Source organism: Collinsella sp. SGI.184 (assembly GCF_050313415.1).
Classification (GTDB): Bacteria; Actinomycetota; Coriobacteriia; order Coriobacteriales; family Coriobacteriaceae; genus Collinsella.
Window position 1 is genome coordinate 109,302 of the sequence record NZ_JBNPLJ010000001.1, and the last position, 17,902, is coordinate 127,203.

Annotated in this window: 6 protein-coding genes; 3 read left to right on the forward strand and 3 right to left on the reverse strand. The window is 56.5% G+C overall.

Annotated elements, in window-relative coordinates; genetic code table 11:
- Positions 1-19 precede the first annotated feature (19 nt).
- From ACQRAJ_RS00470 to ACQRAJ_RS00480, 3 genes are all read left to right on the forward strand, one after another.
- The gene (locus ACQRAJ_RS00470; RefSeq protein ID WP_427747370.1) at positions 20-631 is read left to right on the forward strand and encodes a TetR/AcrR family transcriptional regulator; all 612 of its coding nucleotides are present in this window, start codon (positions 20-22) and stop codon (positions 629-631) included.
- A 206-nt stretch (positions 632-837) separates the two neighbouring features.
- Positions 838-2,487: a sensor domain-containing diguanylate cyclase gene (locus ACQRAJ_RS00475; protein ID WP_427747372.1), complete on the forward strand. Its 1,650-nt coding sequence runs from the start codon at positions 838-840 to the stop codon at positions 2,485-2,487.
- Positions 2,488-2,733: 246 nt separating this feature from the next.
- A complete protein-coding gene (locus tag ACQRAJ_RS00480) occupies positions 2,734-12,435 on the forward strand; it encodes a SpaA isopeptide-forming pilin-related protein (RefSeq protein WP_427747374.1) in 9,702 nt (3,233 codons plus the stop codon).
- 251 nt (positions 12,436-12,686) lie between these two features.
- Here the strand turns inward: ACQRAJ_RS00480 and ACQRAJ_RS00485 are convergent, their stop codons facing one another.
- The 3 genes from ACQRAJ_RS00485 to metK all read right to left on the reverse strand — a co-directional run bounded on the left by ACQRAJ_RS00485 (position 12,687) and on the right by metK (position 17,793).
- On the reverse strand, positions 12,687-14,144 hold the full coding sequence (locus ACQRAJ_RS00485) for a L,D-transpeptidase (protein ID WP_427747375.1): 1,458 nt from the start codon (positions 14,142-14,144) through the stop codon (positions 12,687-12,689).
- Positions 14,145-14,560: 416 nt separating this feature from the next.
- On the reverse strand, positions 14,561-16,168 hold the full coding sequence (gene sdaAA, locus ACQRAJ_RS00490; protein ID WP_427747376.1) for an L-serine ammonia-lyase, iron-sulfur-dependent, subunit alpha: 1,608 nt from the start codon (positions 16,166-16,168) through the stop codon (positions 14,561-14,563).
- A 344-nt stretch (positions 16,169-16,512) separates the two neighbouring features.
- On the reverse strand, positions 16,513-17,793 hold the full coding sequence (metK, locus tag ACQRAJ_RS00495) for a methionine adenosyltransferase (protein ID WP_427747377.1): 1,281 nt from the start codon (positions 17,791-17,793) through the stop codon (positions 16,513-16,515).
- Positions 17,794-17,902 lie beyond the last annotated feature (109 nt).

Below are 17,902 nucleotides of genomic sequence, written 5' to 3' on the forward strand. Positions count from 1 at the left end.
ACATGAAGGGGACACGTCTATGGCCACCACTAAACCGCGCCTTGACCGCCGCATCGTTCGCAGTCGCAATGCGATTCTTTCGGCATTCGAGCGACTGCTGATGGAAAAGCCCCTCGACGATATTACGGTGAGCGCCATCGCGCGCGAGGCAAATGTCGACCGTAAGACCTTCTACGTGCACTTTGGCACGGTGGACGGCTTGCTCGATGCCATTGCCGTGGATGTGGTCGAGATGATTGTCGACTCAGTCGAGAAGACGCTTTCCTCTATGGGCGGTAATACCAACGAGCGCGCACTCGGAGCGGCGGCGACCTTCTTCAAAACCGTTAACGAGGCGCTGTGCAACAATTTGGTGCTCAATCGCCAGCTGATTGAAAACATTCCGCTCGACGACTTTATGGCTCGTCTTCGTGCGCCGCTCGAACATGAGATTGCCGAGCGCGATCTGCTGCCCCAAGGTCTCAAGGACGAGATGTTCGATTACTACCTGGCGTTTTTGCTGTCCGGTATTATCGGTATCTATCGCACGTGGGCATTATCCGACGGCTCGGTTCCCATCGAGCGCGTCTCGGCGGTCGCCAACGACCTGACCCTGAACGGCCTGTCGAGCCTAGAGACCCGTTTGTCTTAGTGCGGCATCCCCTGGAGCTCCCTTGCCGCTTAGGTCGTCTATCCGTAGTGTGATGCTCGATTGATTGGGATGAATCTGAGTAAATACGCCCGGCGATATCCGAAAGATCGGTATCGGTTTTCTTGAATTATTGCGGGAGAGTGGTAAAACCTAATTTAGGTTGTTTTGAACCCGGTGACTATGGCCTGATTCTGATGGATATTCAGATGTTTGTTATGGACGGGCAAAGTAGCAATAAAACAGAGATTGAAAAAATACGTATGAATAATATCGTTTCCTTGTTTATGTTTAGTCGTTGTGATTATGAGAAAGTAAAACAGAATGCATGGGAAGAAAACTGGAAAGCCATGCGGCTGTATTCTGTTGTGGCGCTTGTTGCCTTTGGAGTCATAACGCTGCTGAGTGCGGTTTCTCTGAGTATCGGAAAATATAAATGGGTGTATCTGGCCTATACGTTCCTTTCTTTGCTCTATTTTTGCATTTCTCGTTGTCAACTTAGAAGCTTCTTGGGGAAAGAGCTGGTTATATACAGCTTTTTTGCCGCGCTGCTGCTGTTTGGCATTATTACGGGAACGGTAATTACGCCGGAGGAGCTCACAGTCAACTACATTGTGTTCATGATGGTAGCGCCGCTGCTGTTTACCGCTAGAGCGGCGGTCATGAACGGGCTGATCCTGAGCAGTATGCTGCTCTATATCGGACTTGCTTTCTTTGCGCAGCACGACCCAATTCTTTCCAAAAACCTCGTGAATGTTATTCTGTACGGGGTGCTGAGTATGTTTCTGACTGCCACGATGATGCGAAGCAAGCTCCAGAGAATTCTGTACCACAAGGAAATGGAAGCGTTGGAAGTCAGCAAGCGCGAATCGCAGGAACGACTCCTGAATTACGAGAGATTCCTCACGGACATGGTTCGGTATGCCGCTTCAGAAGCAACTCCGGACAAAGTATTGAATCAACTGGTGGAGTATATCGGACAGCGTGTGACCGCCGATCGAGCGTACATCTTTGAACAGAATGACCGCGGAACGTTTGACAACACCTACGAGTGGTGCAAAGCGGGCGTACCCAAAGAAAAAGATAACCTGCAGGATGTGCCGTATGAAGGCATCATTGAAACATGGTTTGCACAATATCAAGAATCTAACAATGCCATCATCCTTGACATTGAAGAATGCAAAAAAACAAACGAAGCCATCTATGAACGGCTGAAACCTCAGGGTGTCAATACCCTTGTGACAGGGCCAATCAAAATCAACGGCAAGATGGTCGGATTCTACGGTGTGGACAATCCTCCCAAAGAGAAACTGCACGAGATCTCGTATGAGATGGATATGATCGAGTTTATGGTCTCTTTTATGATAAGACTGCGCGATAATGCGAATGCACTGGAGCACAGTGCGTTATATGACCAGCTCACAGATTGTAAAAACAGAAAAGCACTGGATTGGGCGTACACAGAAAAGCTGGGGAAGTACTTTCCCCTGGCGGTTGTCATGTGCGACCTAAATGGCCTAAAGGAAATAAATGACCAAAAGGGACATGACGCCGGTGATAAAGCCATTGTGCAGACCGCACAGACGCTGAAATCTGTGTTCGGAAAGCGTCATGTGTATCGGCTTGGCGGAGACGAGTTCATTGCGGTTCTGCCAAACATCACACATCCGGCGTTTCAGAAACTACTGGAAACGGCAAAAAGCCAACTGGGGGCTACCGCGTCCCTCGGTACGACGATAAGCGGCACAAAGGACACGGATTTTGAGTCGCTTTTGAAAGCCGCAGATGCGCAAATGTATGAAAACAAGAGGCAATACTACATCGTGACAGGGAATGATCGGAGAAAGCACAGCTTGTGAGAGGGAAAAGCTGCGCATATAAACGTAAAACTGCACGGTATTTCACGACTTTGACCGCACAGGGCAGCACGGTTCGTGATGTCGCTTTCAAGCAGATGGATGTTGCATTTAATCAATCTGAAAATGCCCAGACGAGCATTTCGCCTGGACAAATAGTGCACCGCCTTTCATTAATCCTATTTTTCTCCGGTTGTTGTTTCGCTAAGATATAAAGCTTAGGGACACTAATACCGAAAGTAGGTTGGGATGAGGCAGATTAAGCGTGCTGTGGCTTTTGCCCTCACCTTTATCATGTGCGTCGAGGCCCTTTTGGGTAACGGCGTTGCCAGCGCGGTTGCCCTTACGCTTGAGGACGCCCAGTCGTGGCAGGACATTGTCCAACCGTTTACCGAGACCGATGCGGCGGGGGAGTCGGATGACAAGACCGGCTCGGACGCCGCATCGGGCGTCTCGTCGAGCGATAGTTCGGATGAGGCTAGCGCGAGTGCTTCGAACGACGACAAGTCTGACTCAAACACTTCCAACAACACCACCGCCTCCAACGAGGACATTTCTGGCAACCAGGATGCCGTTGACGTGGTCCCGCGCGACTGGTCGCACGATGCCAGCGCGCTCACGGTATCCTCCGAGGGCCTTGCCTTTGACAAGCGCCTGGGAGAGCTTGCTGGAGCAGGCCCCATCGAGAAAATTCCTGTGCAGCTGCCTGCCTCGCTCAACATCAAGTGTGTTCTCAACACGGCGCTGCTTGAAGGCGACACCTTTACCGTCGATCTTCCCGCCGGGCTCACATTCGACCTCGCTTCGGCCAAGCTCCAGGACCATGATGGCATCAAGCGCATTGCCCTCTATCGCTTGGACGCTGAGGGCAATACCACGCGTATCCGCCTGGGGTATGCACAGCTCACTGCCTCTAAGCTTACTGTGGCTTTCGCTACTCCGCATGACGAGCAGACCGATGCCGACCTTTCCTTTGAGGCTCAAGAGTCCTTTGCCGTCGATGCCGATGTACTGCTCGATTCCGCGCTCCTCAAAGACGAGGAGTCAACGCTTGACTGGGCGATACAACAGACGCAGACCGAGGGCGTGCGCACTTGCGAGCTCACTATTCCCGCGCGCTCCCATGTTGAGGAGCTTCTTGGGATTGATAGGGCCGATGCTTCCCCAACGGTTGCCGTCACTGCGGCGGGCACCTCCCAGGATCCGGTTTCTGCAGTGACCCCTGTGGATTCTTACGGCAGCAAGATCACGTTCACCACGCTTTGGGCCGATAACAACAACGCCAACCGCCCGTCCGCGGAGGCTCTCCAGAAACGAAACGAATACCGTGTGTTCTATTCTCTTGATGGCGGTAAGACCTATGTGGCGCTCACCAAGGACGGGGATAACCTGTCCGATGAGGCGGCCGCGCAGCTCGGATTTACCCAGGGGACCCTCGATGCCGCCAAGACCGATGGCCACTTGGTAAGCGTTGCAGCGTCCACGGTCTCCGAATACGAGGCGTCTGTGGTGCTCGCAGGCAAGCTTCCCGCCAAGGTCGTGACGCGAACGGACGACGGCACGGCGCAAGAACAGCCCATCACGTATGCAATTTCCCACGTGACGGCGGGCGATGGGGACGTGGAAGTCAAAACTGGCTCGACGCTCTATCCTAACTCCAACGCCGACCCTTCGCAGCGCTCTGAGTCTGGCGACTACATCGTGCCCGACTCCTCCATGCTGAGTGACCGTACGGACTATGTGGAGCCCTTTGCCAAAGAATGTCTGATGATGCTCAAAAACGTTAGCTTTAACGTCGATGTCCACATCGGCAACGATATGGTGGATCACAACCTTTCCGGCGATCATGGCTGGTATTCGACATGGGGTCAGTACCTGACCCTTACGGCTGCGCGGCATATGGGTGCGTCTGACGACAAGGATGTAAGCAATATCAACGGGGACGGTCTTCTGCAGCTCATCGAACGCGAGCTCTTTAGTGTTACCTGGAATGACAATGCTTCCAACAACTATGTTATAAGCGGTCGCATGCCGGCCTACCATCCATCCGGCGTATCGATGAAGTACCGCCTGATCCAGCAGACAATAGATAACTCTGGCACCTCCGACTATCGCGATGCCTACGAGGTCTCCTACGACAACAAGGCCGTTCCCGACTATGCGAGCGATATCTCCGCGTGCTACAGCGGCGGTACTATGACGGTGCGCCATACGGGCACCACGCGGTTTGAGGCTACCAAGGTCTGGCTCGACGACTACGCGCCCGGTTCGACCGATTCCAATGGCAACGAGATTTCGCGCCCTGCGGCCACCTATACCCTGTGGCGCTATTCCGCAAGGCCCGGCAACGATGCGCGGAGCGCGGCGCAGGTGGTCGTGATGACGGGTGATCGCAAAGGCGAGTTCGTAAAGCTCGAGGTCACGGCCGAGCAGAATAATAAGCTGGGCGCGAGCTACAACAGTGAAGACGGTTCCATCAACAACGCTAAGATGGACCTTGGGAAGATGCTGCTCGATAAGTACGGCACCGATGGCTTCACGCAGTTTGCCAAGTACGATCCCGAGGGCTACCCCTATATCTACCAGCTCCGCGAGTCGACCCTCGCGGGTTATGAGCATGTGTTCGGCAAGGTCGACAACGAGGGCAACACGACGGGCGATCTCGGTCCCAACTATTTCAGTGCAAGCGATACATACACCGAGTATTTGCTTGATGGATGGATGCGCTCCGATTCCGACAACTTTGGCGTCTACAACGGCGGTACGCTCACCAATCGTCGTGCTGAGACCGAAACCGTTAGCGCCAAGAAGCGCTGGGATATCGGCGCCTATCAAGATCAGCTCGGTACCGTCGAGGTGAGCTTTCAGCTCCAGCGCATCCTTAAAGAGCATGCTACATACAACAACGGACAGTGGTTCTCTAAGGAAGATCCCATGTATGGAGCTGATGGCTCGCTTATCGGCACCTATACCTGGAACGACGTCGCTGACGGTCGCGTCACGCTTAACGGCTGGAGCGCCGAGAATTCTGAGCAGTCCTTCTCGAAGAGCGGTCTGCCCCGATATGACGAGCTGGGCAACGAGTACGTTTACCGCTGGCAAGAGGTTGAGGTGCTGGACACGCAGGATCCTGACCGGTTCTTTGCCTTGCCTACCACACCGGACGGCCCGTTTCAGTTTTATGGCACGTTTACTGATGCTAACGGCAACCAGAATCTCCTTTTCTGTTATGGCAAATATGATGCTAAAGAGAAATGTTTTGTCAACAGCTACGTGGATACAGTTGATGCGACCGTTGATAAGTATTGGCAGGCCCTTGATGCCGAGGGCAATCCTATTTGGACACAGGATGCCAAACAATGTGGTAATGGCGTTGCTCCAAAGGTAACGGTCAAGGTAATCCGCAACGATTCGCTGTTTACAACGATTGAGCTGGACGGTCGGGTTGATTCCACGCCCAATCTTCAGACGATTCCTGGCTCTTCCTGGGAGCTTGGCTGGTGGGAGACGAGTCCTTGGCATGTTGAGTTTATCCGTCTACCCAAATATGACGACAACGGGTCTAAGTACGACTACCTCTTTCTTGAGGAATCGGTGGATGGCTTTAACCTAGACCATACGGTTCGCGGTATCGACCCCGAGTCTCGCAAAATCTATACCAAGTTTTATAACCGGCCCGTGATTGAAGGCAATGCCTCCAGTTCGAAATTTGCGGTCTCCAAGAAATGGCTTGATAGCGGCAACGCTGCCTCCCGCGTGCCTGTTGAGATTGGCCTGTATGCGAATCACGATATCTATTCTCACAGGGATAGACAGTTGGCCTATAGAGAGGGTGAACTGATTAATAAGGTCACTCTTAACGAAGAGAACTCTTGGTACGACGAATTAAATGTCCCAGTTGGCGGGCTTTCCAAGAATGACGTCTCTATCAGAGAGCTGTCTACGCTTAATAGCAGCGATACACCAGACGACCTAAAATATGAGGTCATCGATCGCGATACTGCTGTTCGCAGGGCTACAGACGGCTCTGCCGAGGAGATTGCGGCCTATCGTTCGCTGCTTAGAAATTGGCCTGAGACGGATACCTCTACTCGCATGATCTCCAAGAACCTTTCGCAGGGCTTTTCGTATGAGGTTTCGTATGGGGAAAATCTCGATAAAAATTCTCTCGAGGTCACGAATCGCCGCGTTGGTTCGGTGGATATCTCTATCGATAAGACCTGGGCTGACGCTGGATCCGATGCGAGCAAGCGCCCCAAAGCTCAGATAACAATCTCTGCGCCCGCATCGAGCTCCGAGTTTAGGTTTGTCTATGACAGTAGCCGGGAGCTGTCCGTTATGGTTGCCGGTAAAATCGACCAGCCTCTAAAGAAAAAAGATTCGGAGGGCAACTTTAGCCAGCTAACTGGGTCTGCTGACGCCTCCGAAAACACCGATGTGATTGTTTCAGAGGATTCAAAGTCCATTACCTTTACGGTCGATGTGAACAAGGCCTCATCCTTCTTCTCCGTCGTGGGACTTCCTAAGTACGATCTTTCCGGCGCCATCGTTGATTGGAAGGTCAAGGAGCATATCGTCAATGCCGGTGACTATCGATCCGTCGGCGGACTTTCGAGCACAGACTTCGGTTCGCCCTGGCATCAGGAAGACCAGCTCAACTATTCGTTTACTAACAAGCGTACGGGCACCAAGGACGTGACGTTCCATACCAAGTGGTTTGACCACTACGTCAAGGACGTCCTCAACCAGCGCCCTGACGTTAAGCTGGTGCTGTATCGTGCGGCTTATACGTATGACGATAACGGCAATATCATTATAGATGGCGAAGGAAATCCCGTAATCACGCTCTCGTCGGTTTCTCCTTCCGAGTACGACGGCCACTTTGAGTGGGTGTCGTCCGACCCAGCCGATCGCCTGCGCAACGACACCAAGGGTGACTTTACCCAATACGCCACGTTCAAGAACCTTCCCAAGTACGACGGCAACGGCGGACAGTACGTCTATTACGCGCGTGTGGATATGAATGTCCTGGATGACACCAAGGGCGCGCTCGACTACTATGATGACGATACGGTTTCGCAGGATCCATATACAAAGGACCCCGGCTCGTGGGATAAGGCAGATGACGAGGTTGGATCGTTTGCCGATTGCCTCCTTGCAGACAACGACCAGCAGCTCGTTTACCGTGAGGACTCGACGTTTAATTTCCATATCCACGGCTCGGTAACGGTCTCGGGTGAGAAGCTGTGGGAGAACGTCCCTGTCGGTTACTCCAAAGACGACCTGCCGGCGATTTCTATCTACGTGCAGCGCCGCCTGCTTAAGGGTTCGTACGGAGCTAACGGCAACTGGACCGATGGCGCTGCTTTGCCTTGGTCTGGCCTTGCACTAACTGTGGATGATACGCAGGCAAAGGGCTATAGCGTGGCCAGCTCTAATACGGGTAAGACCGACTCTGGTCAGGAGATCCTTGACGGCAAGACTGCTGTGGCCTGGACGGACAGCCTTGAGAAGGACGGCAACAACTGGACGTTCAGCATCGGCCAGTACGGGGACAATTCCAATAGCAACGCTCTGCCGAGCGATAATAAGCTCGCTGCCTACGATGCCGAGGGACGTCGCATTGAGTACCGTGTGCGCGAGGTCATCGATGGCATTGTTGGTAAGGACGGTTGGCACCTCACGTCCGAAAGCGAACTCGAGAAGGCCTTTGACAAGGTCTACGATATTAGATATACGGACTTCTCGATCAGGAATACCTATAAGTCTAAGCAGAGCAAGCTCACGCTGTACAAGGTCTTTACGGGGCGTGCCTACGTTGACACCAAGTACCCCGACTCGACGTTTAGACTGTACCGCTACTACGTCAAGGATGATGACTCCAAGAGCGCTCTGACCTTTGTGGCTGAGCAGACGCTCAAGGGCGAGGACGTCAATCATGGCACCGAGTCCGGTGCTGTCACGTTTGACAACCTCGACATCTACGCGCCCTCAGGTGCCAAGTGGCAATACGTTGCCGTTGAGGTTGTGCCCAACGGCTACACCGCCACGAGCGGCATGGGCGAGCTTGCCGCCGATGCTTCTGGTTTTAAGTCTTCGGATGAGTGGGCGGCCGCCAACGGCGTGTCGCTTCCCACGGACGTGACCGGTGCCCTCTCCATGGGCCCCACCGTTGAGCTTGAAGAAGCTGGCACTGAACCCGACGTGACGTTTAAGAACGCCTATGAGCCTGCTACTGCGACGCTTACGGGTAAAAAGATCTGGCAAGACCGTAATAACGTGTTTAGCACGCGGCCTGATTCGATCACGATCGAGTTGACGCGTAAATACCAGAACGGCACCTTGGATGAGGACCTTGATGCTGGCCTGGTCAATCTCCAGTGCGATAATCCTGATCTGGAGAACTATATCTCCTGGGACAGATCTTCTGATACAGGTTCTTGGACCTATACCATCAAGAACCTCGAAAAATGGGCGCCCGATGGTACCCTGTGGCGATATGACGTTCGTGAGACGGTGACGCCGGATCAATATCGCATAAGCGGTAACGGCGGCTCGTGCCTCTCCGATCCAGGCGAGCTCCCCAATATCACCAACGTCCTGAATGGCCAGGTTGGTTTTTCCAAGCAGTGGGATGCTCTTGATTATTGGAAGCAACGGCCGATCCAGTACTTTACGCTCCAGGCGCGAGAGGCTGGCACCGACTCTGATTGGAAGGAAGCGGGCACGTTCTTTACCGCTCATGGTGTTAACGTGGGTACCGCGTCGAGCTATAAAGACACGGTCAACAACATAGATACCGGCCTGACGTGCTATACGCTTTCTAATGGTTCGGTCGTTCGTAAAACGGTCGATCAGCTGACGCCAAAGGAAAATGACGGCAAGGATCCCTACAACTTCAATAGCCATTGGACCATGCTCCCGCTCTCTCTCGGTGCCGGTTCTTCTGCGGTTAACGTTGAATATCGCGTTGTCGAAAGCCTTCTGGTCTATGAGCAGCGGGGGTCTAAGGTCAAGGTCTATCTTGACTGCGATAAGAACGGAAACTACTCAATAAGGGGTAGCGGGGCGAGCATCTACCTGCCTTCTCAGACTGAAGAGCATGCATCTGGAAGCTCAACCTGGAAATCGAACATTACCAACGAGTTGAAGGGTAAAACGACTTCGATAAAGGTTCGCAAGACCTGGGACGATGGTGGCAACGCTTGGGTAACTCGTCCGGGCACGTCTTCTCCAAATGGCTCCTGGGCTACGACGTTTGTCCTGCAGCGCTCTTCTGATGGCGGGGATACGTGGGAGTGGTTTACCAAGTACGGGTCCGTTGTCGCCAATCCATTTGTCTACGATCCATTTAACGGTTGGATTCTTAACGATAGCCTGCTTACCCGAAATGTCAGTGTCGCAGATACCAATGATTCCTTTGATGAGTTGCCTGCGCAAGGCGTTGGTGTGAAAGATCAGGCCGTTAAGTACCTTGAGTACCAATACCGCGCAGTGGAGCTGGTTAAGGGTAGCTATCTGGCTACGACCGCTCCGAGTGATGTTCTGGCCACGAGCGGCGACGGGTCGATGCGTCTTGAGCTGGTGCCGGCCTCAGAAGAAGGAGGGGTTCAGCACTATGTGAACACGCTGCTGACGACCACAGTTACCGGTACTAAGACTTGGAATGACTGGGGCTCGGGGCTTGCTTCGACGCTTGATCCTTCTACCTGCCGTATTAAGCTCAATTTGTATCGAAAGGTTGCGGGTGGCAGCGAGGAGCTTGTCAAGGTTGCCGATGCCACTGGCGCCCTGCGTGATGCGGCGCCTAAGTGGACCAAGAATGAAGATGGCACCTGGACCTACAAGTTTACGGGATTGCCCCAGACCGACCAGAACGGCAAGGTGTATTCCTACAGCGTGAAAGAGGTCGACGGGTCCGTTGCCGGTTGGTATAACGCTCAGAATGATAAGGGCAACCTTACCAACGCTGCGACGCGCTTGACGTTTGACAAGGTTGAGGGCGGCTCGGGCACCGGCGCCGCGACCGGCGATGCGCTCAACGGCGTGAAGTTGGAGGTCTCGGATAGCACTGGCAAGAAGGTCGCTACGTGGTCGCGCGATGAGAATGGCGCTGTTTCCGTTACTGTGGAGGACCGTTATGGCAAGGCTGGCGCCGGCGAAATCGCTGGCTGGATCGTGGGTTTGCCGGCAGGGGAGTACAAGGTTCACGAGGCTGTGGTGCCCGCGGGCCATGTCGCCGTGGCGGACTTCACGGTCAAGATCGGCGTCGATGGCGTCGTGACGCTCGAGGAGCCGCCCGAGGGCGTCGAGCTCGAGGAGCCGCCCGAGGACGTCGAGCTCGACGCTTCCGTCGCCAAGATCACGGTGGCCGACCCGCTCTACCGCTCCGCCTTCTCGCTGGAGAAGGTCTACAGGCACGGAGATTCCGAGCTGCCGGTCGCGGGCATGACGTTCGACCTCTACCGCGGCACCTACCATGCCTCCTCCGTTGACGGCGGCGGCGTGAAGATCGCCGCGATCGTGACTGATGCCGATGGCAAGTGGGGCGCGGACGGCTCCGCTGAATGGCTCAACCGCGATGACGCCTTTGGCGTGCTCGCTGGCTACTTTGTCAGGCAGTCCGACGGCCTGCCCGCGGGCAAATACTACCTGGTGGAGACGGGCGAGTCCGCGCTCACCAAGAAGCCCGGCGCGGCCGGCGCGGTGACCGAGTTCACGCTCGGCGACAACGACAGGGGCGCGGTGAAGGCCGTCAAGGTCGAGAACGGCGAGTTCAACGCGGGGCTCGCCATTGAGAAACGCGATGCCGCGACCGGATCTCCGGTCAACGGTGCGGGCTTCGAGCTCGTCTACACGCCGCTTGGGAAGACTGACTCCGTGACGATCTCCGGGCTTAAGACCGGCTGTTCATATGTGCTCGACGCGACGGGCACGCAAGTGGCGGCGCATTCCTCAAATGCGGACGGCTGCCTTAAGGTGACGGGCCTCAAGAAGGGCGGCTATCGGCTTATCGAGACGGTTTCCGCAACCGGCTATGCGCCGGTTGCGCCGGGCGGCTCGCTCGTGAGCTCGTTCGATGTGCTCGATGCTGCCAATGGGGTCGGCAACGTGCTCGCCACGGCAGACAGCTCGGCTCCCGTCGTTACCAACGAGCCGCTGCTGGGTAGCGTGTCGATGCGCAAAGTCGACGAGGGCGGACAGCCCATTGCCGGCACAACGTTTAAGCTGCAGCTCAAGAGCGGTTCGGACTGGGTCGATGTGGGCGATGGCCGCGCAACCGATACGGATGGCTCCATCGTGGTGACGGATCTCGCGTGGGGCACCTATCGCTTTGTCGAAGTCGCCCCCGCGGCTGGCTATTACCTCGATCGCGAGGAAGTCGCTACAAACGAACTGACCGTTACGGCAGATAATGTGGCCGGTTCCATCGAGTTACCGCTCGACTGCGGCACAGTGACCAATACGGCTTTTGCCCTAAAGCTCCTCAAGCGTAATGGGTCCGGCGATGCGCTGCCCGGTGCGGTCTTTACTGTTGAAGGCCGGTTTGCCGACGGCTCATCTGTCGTTGAACTTACCAGCGGCGACGATGGCATCGCCTCGCTTGGCTCGGCCCAGCTCGTGGCCGGGGAGACCTATACCGTGACGGAGACTGCGGCGCCTGCCGGTTACATGATCGGCGACGGTACCGCCGCGAGCGCATCGTTCTCCTTCTCGGTTGCCGCAGACGGATCTTGGTCCGCTGTGGGTGAGAGCAACCCCGCCGTCTGGTCCATGAGTGGCACGGGCTCGCTTGAGCTTGCTGTGACCGATAAGGCCCATACGGTCTTGCGCTCCAAGGACGGCATGCCCGGCACGGGCGACAGTCTGTTTGCCGTCTCTGACGCGCTCGCAACGCTTGGTCTCATGGCGCTTGCCATTGGCTTGCGTCGCACGCGTCGACGCAGCTAGGCGGTTATTAATTACGCCAAAGCGGGGCATACGGTTCATCACCGTATGCCCCGCCTTTCTTGTCTGATGCGTTATCCCGCGTTAGTAGCTGCCCTTCGCCGCTCGTATCGCTTTCGCCCATGATCGTGCCGCCTGTTACCGTGCGCCCTCGTTGACGCTCTGACCGGCCGGTTGGGGCGGGTGCGTATACGTGTTTCTTTCAGCATTAAAAGGTAGGTGACACGAGGCTTTGTTGTGTTGCATGTGATGTGCTACGAGTGCACGACCACGCATAGGCCTACGTTGATGCAATCGTGGAGTGCCTTGGCATCGGCCAGACGCAAGTTGATGCAACCGTGGCTGCCGCACCATTTGTACGAATTTGGGTCGTCAAAGCTCTGATCGTTTTGCCATGTTGCATCATGGAAACCAACCATGTTGCCTTCAAACGGCATCCAATATGACACGGGGCTTTCGTATTTTGGTTTTCCGGTCTTTGGGTCTTTGGCACCGATGAGCTTGCTTGCGCCGTCATTGCTATTGATCTGCCAAACGCCCTCGGGGGTGGCATCCTCTCCCGGTTTGCCCGAGATAAAGTTGGCCTCCCAAACGATATTACCGTTCTCGTCATAGTAGCGCGCGTGCTGCTCGGACAGGTCGACGTCGATATACGCCTTCCAGTCGGGCTCTCCCTTTGCGGTATAGGTGTCGGCCTTCTGGGAGTACTTAATCTCGATTTCGCCGGTCTGCTTGTTGTTAATGGCGTCCTCGACCTGCTTGGCAAGCGCGTCGCTATCGACGGACCAGCCAAAGTCACCGCCCTCGACGGCACATTCTTTGCCGTCGGCACGCGTCCACCAGCGGGTGGTGCCCACGGTATTAAAGCCGTTGGCGAGCTCGGCTGCCCAGCTACCGATCTGCGACGTATCGAGTGTGGGGTTGGCCGGATCGGCAAAGCTGATCCACTGCAACACGGAGCTGCCGTCGACCTTGCCGGCATCCTCGCCGTTGAGCTTGAGGGTCACGTTGACGCCCAAGAAGTTGTTGGCGGCATCGCATGCGGCCTGAATCTGATCATTGGTCAGCGTTTCATTGAGCGGCTCATAGGCATCGTTGCCGAGCTTGGAAAGATCTACGGTCTCGGCCAGCGAGGCAAGCTCGAGCTCGGCATACTTAATGACATGCTCGCGGTTGAGTTTTTCGTTGGAGCGCGCCTTCTCGACGGTAAACTTGCCGGCTTGCTCGTCATAGGAGCTATTGGCCTCGAACGTACCCGAACGGCCCTCGTTAAACTCGTCAATGGCGGCGCCCAGATCCTCCTCAAACTTCTTTTGGTCAAAGGTGTCAGAGAGCATGGACAGGTCGACGTCTTGTTCAAGATCGACTTCGTTGGAGGTAGCGATTGTTTTGGTCTTGCCGCTTAAGGATTCCACAAGGCGGACCGGCCATATAAAGGCTTCGTTGCGGCTGATGATTTCTTTTGCGGCAGCTTCGCCGTCGACGATGGGTTCATCGGACTCGGGCTGATAGGCCCAGTTAAAGTCATCGCCTGTCACGGTGAGCTTATAGTGCTTCCATGCCGAGTTGACCTTAGTGGCAGCAGACGAAGCGTTGGAGAACGAGACGTCGACGCCGGCAATGGTGGTGTTGGGGTAGGCTACCTGCGAAAATGCGACAACGCCAACAATGTAAACGACAACAATGAGGCCCAGAGCAACGAAAAGGGTCATTTTGGCCCCGGATTTTTTCCCGTTGGCGTGGTTCTCTGACCCACGGGGGCCCTTGTGATGGTTTTGCGTGTGTGAAGGCGCGTGCTTAGTCGCTTTATTGCCCTGACGCTGCTGATACGCATGGGGGTTCTGGCGCTGTGAGGTGTTTCCCGAACCATGCTTTGTGCTATGCGTTGGCGTAATGGGGCGCGGCGACTGAACGCCGCCGGTAGGCCTAGAAGGCTGCTGCGGATCGGGAATCAGTTGGGTGCGGTCGTTTTGCGACATCGTATGCATATCCTTCGAGTTTCGCCTTGCGGCTCATCGTGTTTTTACTGGGCTTGCATTATAGCGATTACCTAGTTGTTTGTGGTATTGAAACGGTGGCATTGGCAAGAGGTTGGACATTTGTCCCACCTCTTGTTTTGGACTGCTCTTTATCCGCACACACCGCATTTAGCGCAAGCCGAAAGTGCTGCGGGAGCTTGTGCGATGCCACCCTTGGCCGTCTCGCGCAGCGTGGCCGGCAACGCGTGGCCCACCGAGAGCATGACGTGTGCCATCTGGTCGAAGGGCACAAGGCTTTTGATACCTGCAAGGGCGAGCTGCGCCGAGCTAAATGCGGCCGCCACGCCGATCGCGTTGCGGTTTTGGCATGGCACTTCGACAAGGCCGCCCACGGGATCGCATACAAGACCAAGCAGATTGCTCAGTGCGATAGAGCTAGCGTCAAGTGCCTGCTCGGGCGTGCCGCCCAGCATCTGGACTAGCGCGGCAGCGGCCATGGCGGCGGCGCTGCCCACCTCAGCCTGACATCCGCCTTCTGCACCGGCGACGCAGGCACTTGTGGTGAGGTTGAGACCAATCGCGGCAGAGCAGTAGAGTGCGTCCATGACCTGTTCGTCATCGAGCTGTAGATGGTCGGCGAGCGCCAACACGCAGCCGGGCACGACGCCCGCAGAGCCGGCCGTGGGGGCGGCGACGATGACGCCCATGGTGGCAGAGCGTTCAAGCACAGCCATGGCGCGGGCTACGGCTTCGGTTTGGACGGCGCCCATCAGGTTTGTGCTCAGATCGTTGCGGCGTGTGGCGTCGACGAGTTTTGCCTCGCCGCCGATAAGCCCGCCGAGCGAGCGCTGCGGTGCGGCGATGGGCGCCGTTGTCTCCTCGCGCATGACCTCGAGTACGCGGCGCATGGCGGCGACGGCGTGCTGCTCGCCGGTCAGGCGGGCTTCGCGTACGGCCATGACGGCGCCAATGTTGAGGCCCAGTTCGGCGCAGGCGTCGAGGAGCTGTTCGCCATCGTCGAAGATTTCCTTGGCGGAAACGCCGGGGGAGAGCGATGAGGCCGAGCCGGGAAGCTTAATGAAGGTGGCGTAATCGACATGGTCGAGCATGCGTAGCATGGGAACGACGATGTCATCGGGGGTGCCGTCGGTCTCAAAGACGGAATAAGCTTGGCCGCCTACCTCGGTGCGGTAGGTGCGGCAGAAGGCAATGTTTACGTGTGCGTAGGCGAGCTGGTTCGTGAGGGCGGCGAGAACGCCGGGTACATCCTGGTGCGCCACAAACAGGGTGGAATACATGCCCGAGATATCGACGCCGACGCCGTTGATGCGGCTGATGCGCATCTTGCCGCCGCCAAGGCTCTCGCCCCGGACCTGCGCAGTGGCGCCCGTGTCATCGACCATGTCGATGTCGACGGTGTTGGGGTGGATGGAGGCGTCGTCGCCCTTAATGTCAAAGTGATAGCTGAGGCCCTGCTCGCGCGCGAGGTCAAAGGCCTGCTTGATGTTCTCGTCGTCGGTATCGAGGCCCAAGATGCCCGCGACGAGTGCGCGGTCGGTGCCATGGCCGCGGTAGGTGTGGGCAAAGGAGTTCCACAGGCCAAAGGTGACCTTGGTGATGCGGCCTTCCAGCAGGCTGGCGGCAACCTGGGCGCAACGCAGGGCGCCGGCGGTGTGCGATGAGCTGGGGCCGACCATGATGGGGCCCAAGATCTCGAATGCCGAGGTCGTAGCTAGTGTTTGCGGCTTGCCTGCCATGGCTGCTCCTTCTCTATCTCGTCGTCCCGAGGGGCGGGGCACACGCTGTCCCGCCGTTCCGAGGGCTTTAGTATTTGGTCGCCTGCTCGGACAGTCCTGACTCGCACGGAGAGCACATTAAGTGCTCTCCGGCTCGTGCGGAACTCGCGATCGACCAAATACTAAAGTCCTCGGAACTTAGGATACATGGTTGGAGTCGCTCTGCTGCAAAATTTATCGGCCTGTGACCTATTCCATGTCCCAGGTCGGCTCATCTTCACCACCTTTAAATAAAAAAGAGGTACCGATTGTTCCGGTACCTCTTTTTGGTGCGTTTTTATTTGGCTGTGGCTTTTCTCGTTAGCTTACAGGCCGCAGGCTGCTTTGAGTTCGTCGATGCGGTCCGTTTTCTCCCAGGTAAAGTCGGCGTCTTCGCGGCCAAAGTGACCGTAGGCTGCCGTCTTTTCATAGATGGGGCGACGCAGGTCCAGGTCGCGGATGATTGCGCCCGGGCGCAGGTCAAAGGTCTTCTCCACGGCCTCGACGATCTTGTCCTCGGCAACATGCGCGGTGCCAAAGGTGTCGACCATGATCGACAGCGGCTTGGACACGCCGATGGCGTAGGCCAGCTCGACCTCGCAGCGATCGGCCAGACCGGCGGCGACTACGTTCTTGGCGACCCAGCGAGCGGCGTATGCGGCAGAGCGGTCGACCTTGGTGCAGTCCTTGCCGCTAAAGGCGCCGCCGCCGTGACGGCCGTAGCCGCCGTAGGTGTCGACGATGATCTTGCGGCCGGTCAGGCCCGTGTCGCCCATGGGGCCGCCCACGACAAAGCGTCCGGTGGGGTTCACATAGATATCGGCGCCATCCCACGGCATGTTCTCGGCATCCATGACGGGTGCGATGACATGCTCGATGAGGTCGGCCTTGATCTTGCCCATGTCCTCAACTTCGGCAGCGTGCTGCGTGGAGATGACGATGGTTGTGACCTCCACGGGCTTTCCGTCCTCGTAGCGCACGGTGACCTGGGTCTTGCCGTCGGGGCGCAGATAGGGCAGGGTGCCGTCGTGGCGCACGGCGGACAGGCGTTCCGCCAGGCGGCTTGCCAGGTAGTGCGGCATGGGCATGAGGGTCTTGGTCTCGTTGGAGGCGTAGCCAAACATCATGCCCTGGTCGCCGGCACCGATCAGGTCGATCGGGTCGGTGGTGGCGCCGGTCTGGGTCTCAAATGACTCGTCGACGCCCTGGGCGATATCGGGGGACTGCTCGTGGATGAGGCTCATGACGCCGCAGGTATCGCAGTCAAAGCCAAACTTGGCGCGGTTGTAGCCGATGCGGCGGATGACGCCACGGGCGATTTCCTGCACATCGACGTATGCCTGGGTGCGAATCTCTCCGGCGACGATGACGGTGCCGGTGGTCACGAGGGTCTCGCAGGCGCAGCGGACGTTTTCCACATTGGCGGGCACCCCGTTGGGCGCAATATAGCCCTGCTCCTGCAGCTCTATTTCTTTGGCGAGGATTGCGTCGAGGACGGCATCGCTGATCTGGTCGGCGATCTTATCGGGATGGCCTTCGGTCACCGACTCCGACGTAAACACAAAAGACCCCTGCTGGGGCGGGATGGAACGAAGCTCTTCTGACATGATTGTCCTTTCGAATAACGTGTCCCAGCGACCGTTACCATTCCGCCGGGCTCTGTATGCAGGGGCACATCATAGCGCGTAAATCCAACATTCACACCCTTTACGCACC

Coding starts and splice junctions, on each gene's coding strand:
- metK (WP_427747377.1), bottom strand. CDS start 17,793: ATGTCAGAAGAGCTTCGTTCCATCCCGCCCCAGCAGGGGTCTTTTGTG.
- ACQRAJ_RS00480 (WP_427747374.1), top strand. CDS start 2,734: ATGAGGCAGATTAAGCGTGCTGTGGCTTTTGCCCTCACCTTTATCATG.
- ACQRAJ_RS00470 (WP_427747370.1), top strand. CDS start 20: ATGGCCACCACTAAACCGCGCCTTGACCGCCGCATCGTTCGCAGTCGC.
- ACQRAJ_RS00485 (WP_427747375.1), bottom strand. CDS start 14,144: ATGACCCTTTTCGTTGCTCTGGGCCTCATTGTTGTCGTTTACATTGTT.
- ACQRAJ_RS00475 (WP_427747372.1), top strand. CDS start 838: ATGTTTGTTATGGACGGGCAAAGTAGCAATAAAACAGAGATTGAAAAA.
- sdaAA (WP_427747376.1), bottom strand. CDS start 16,168: ATGGCAGGCAAGCCGCAAACACTAGCTACGACCTCGGCATTCGAGATC.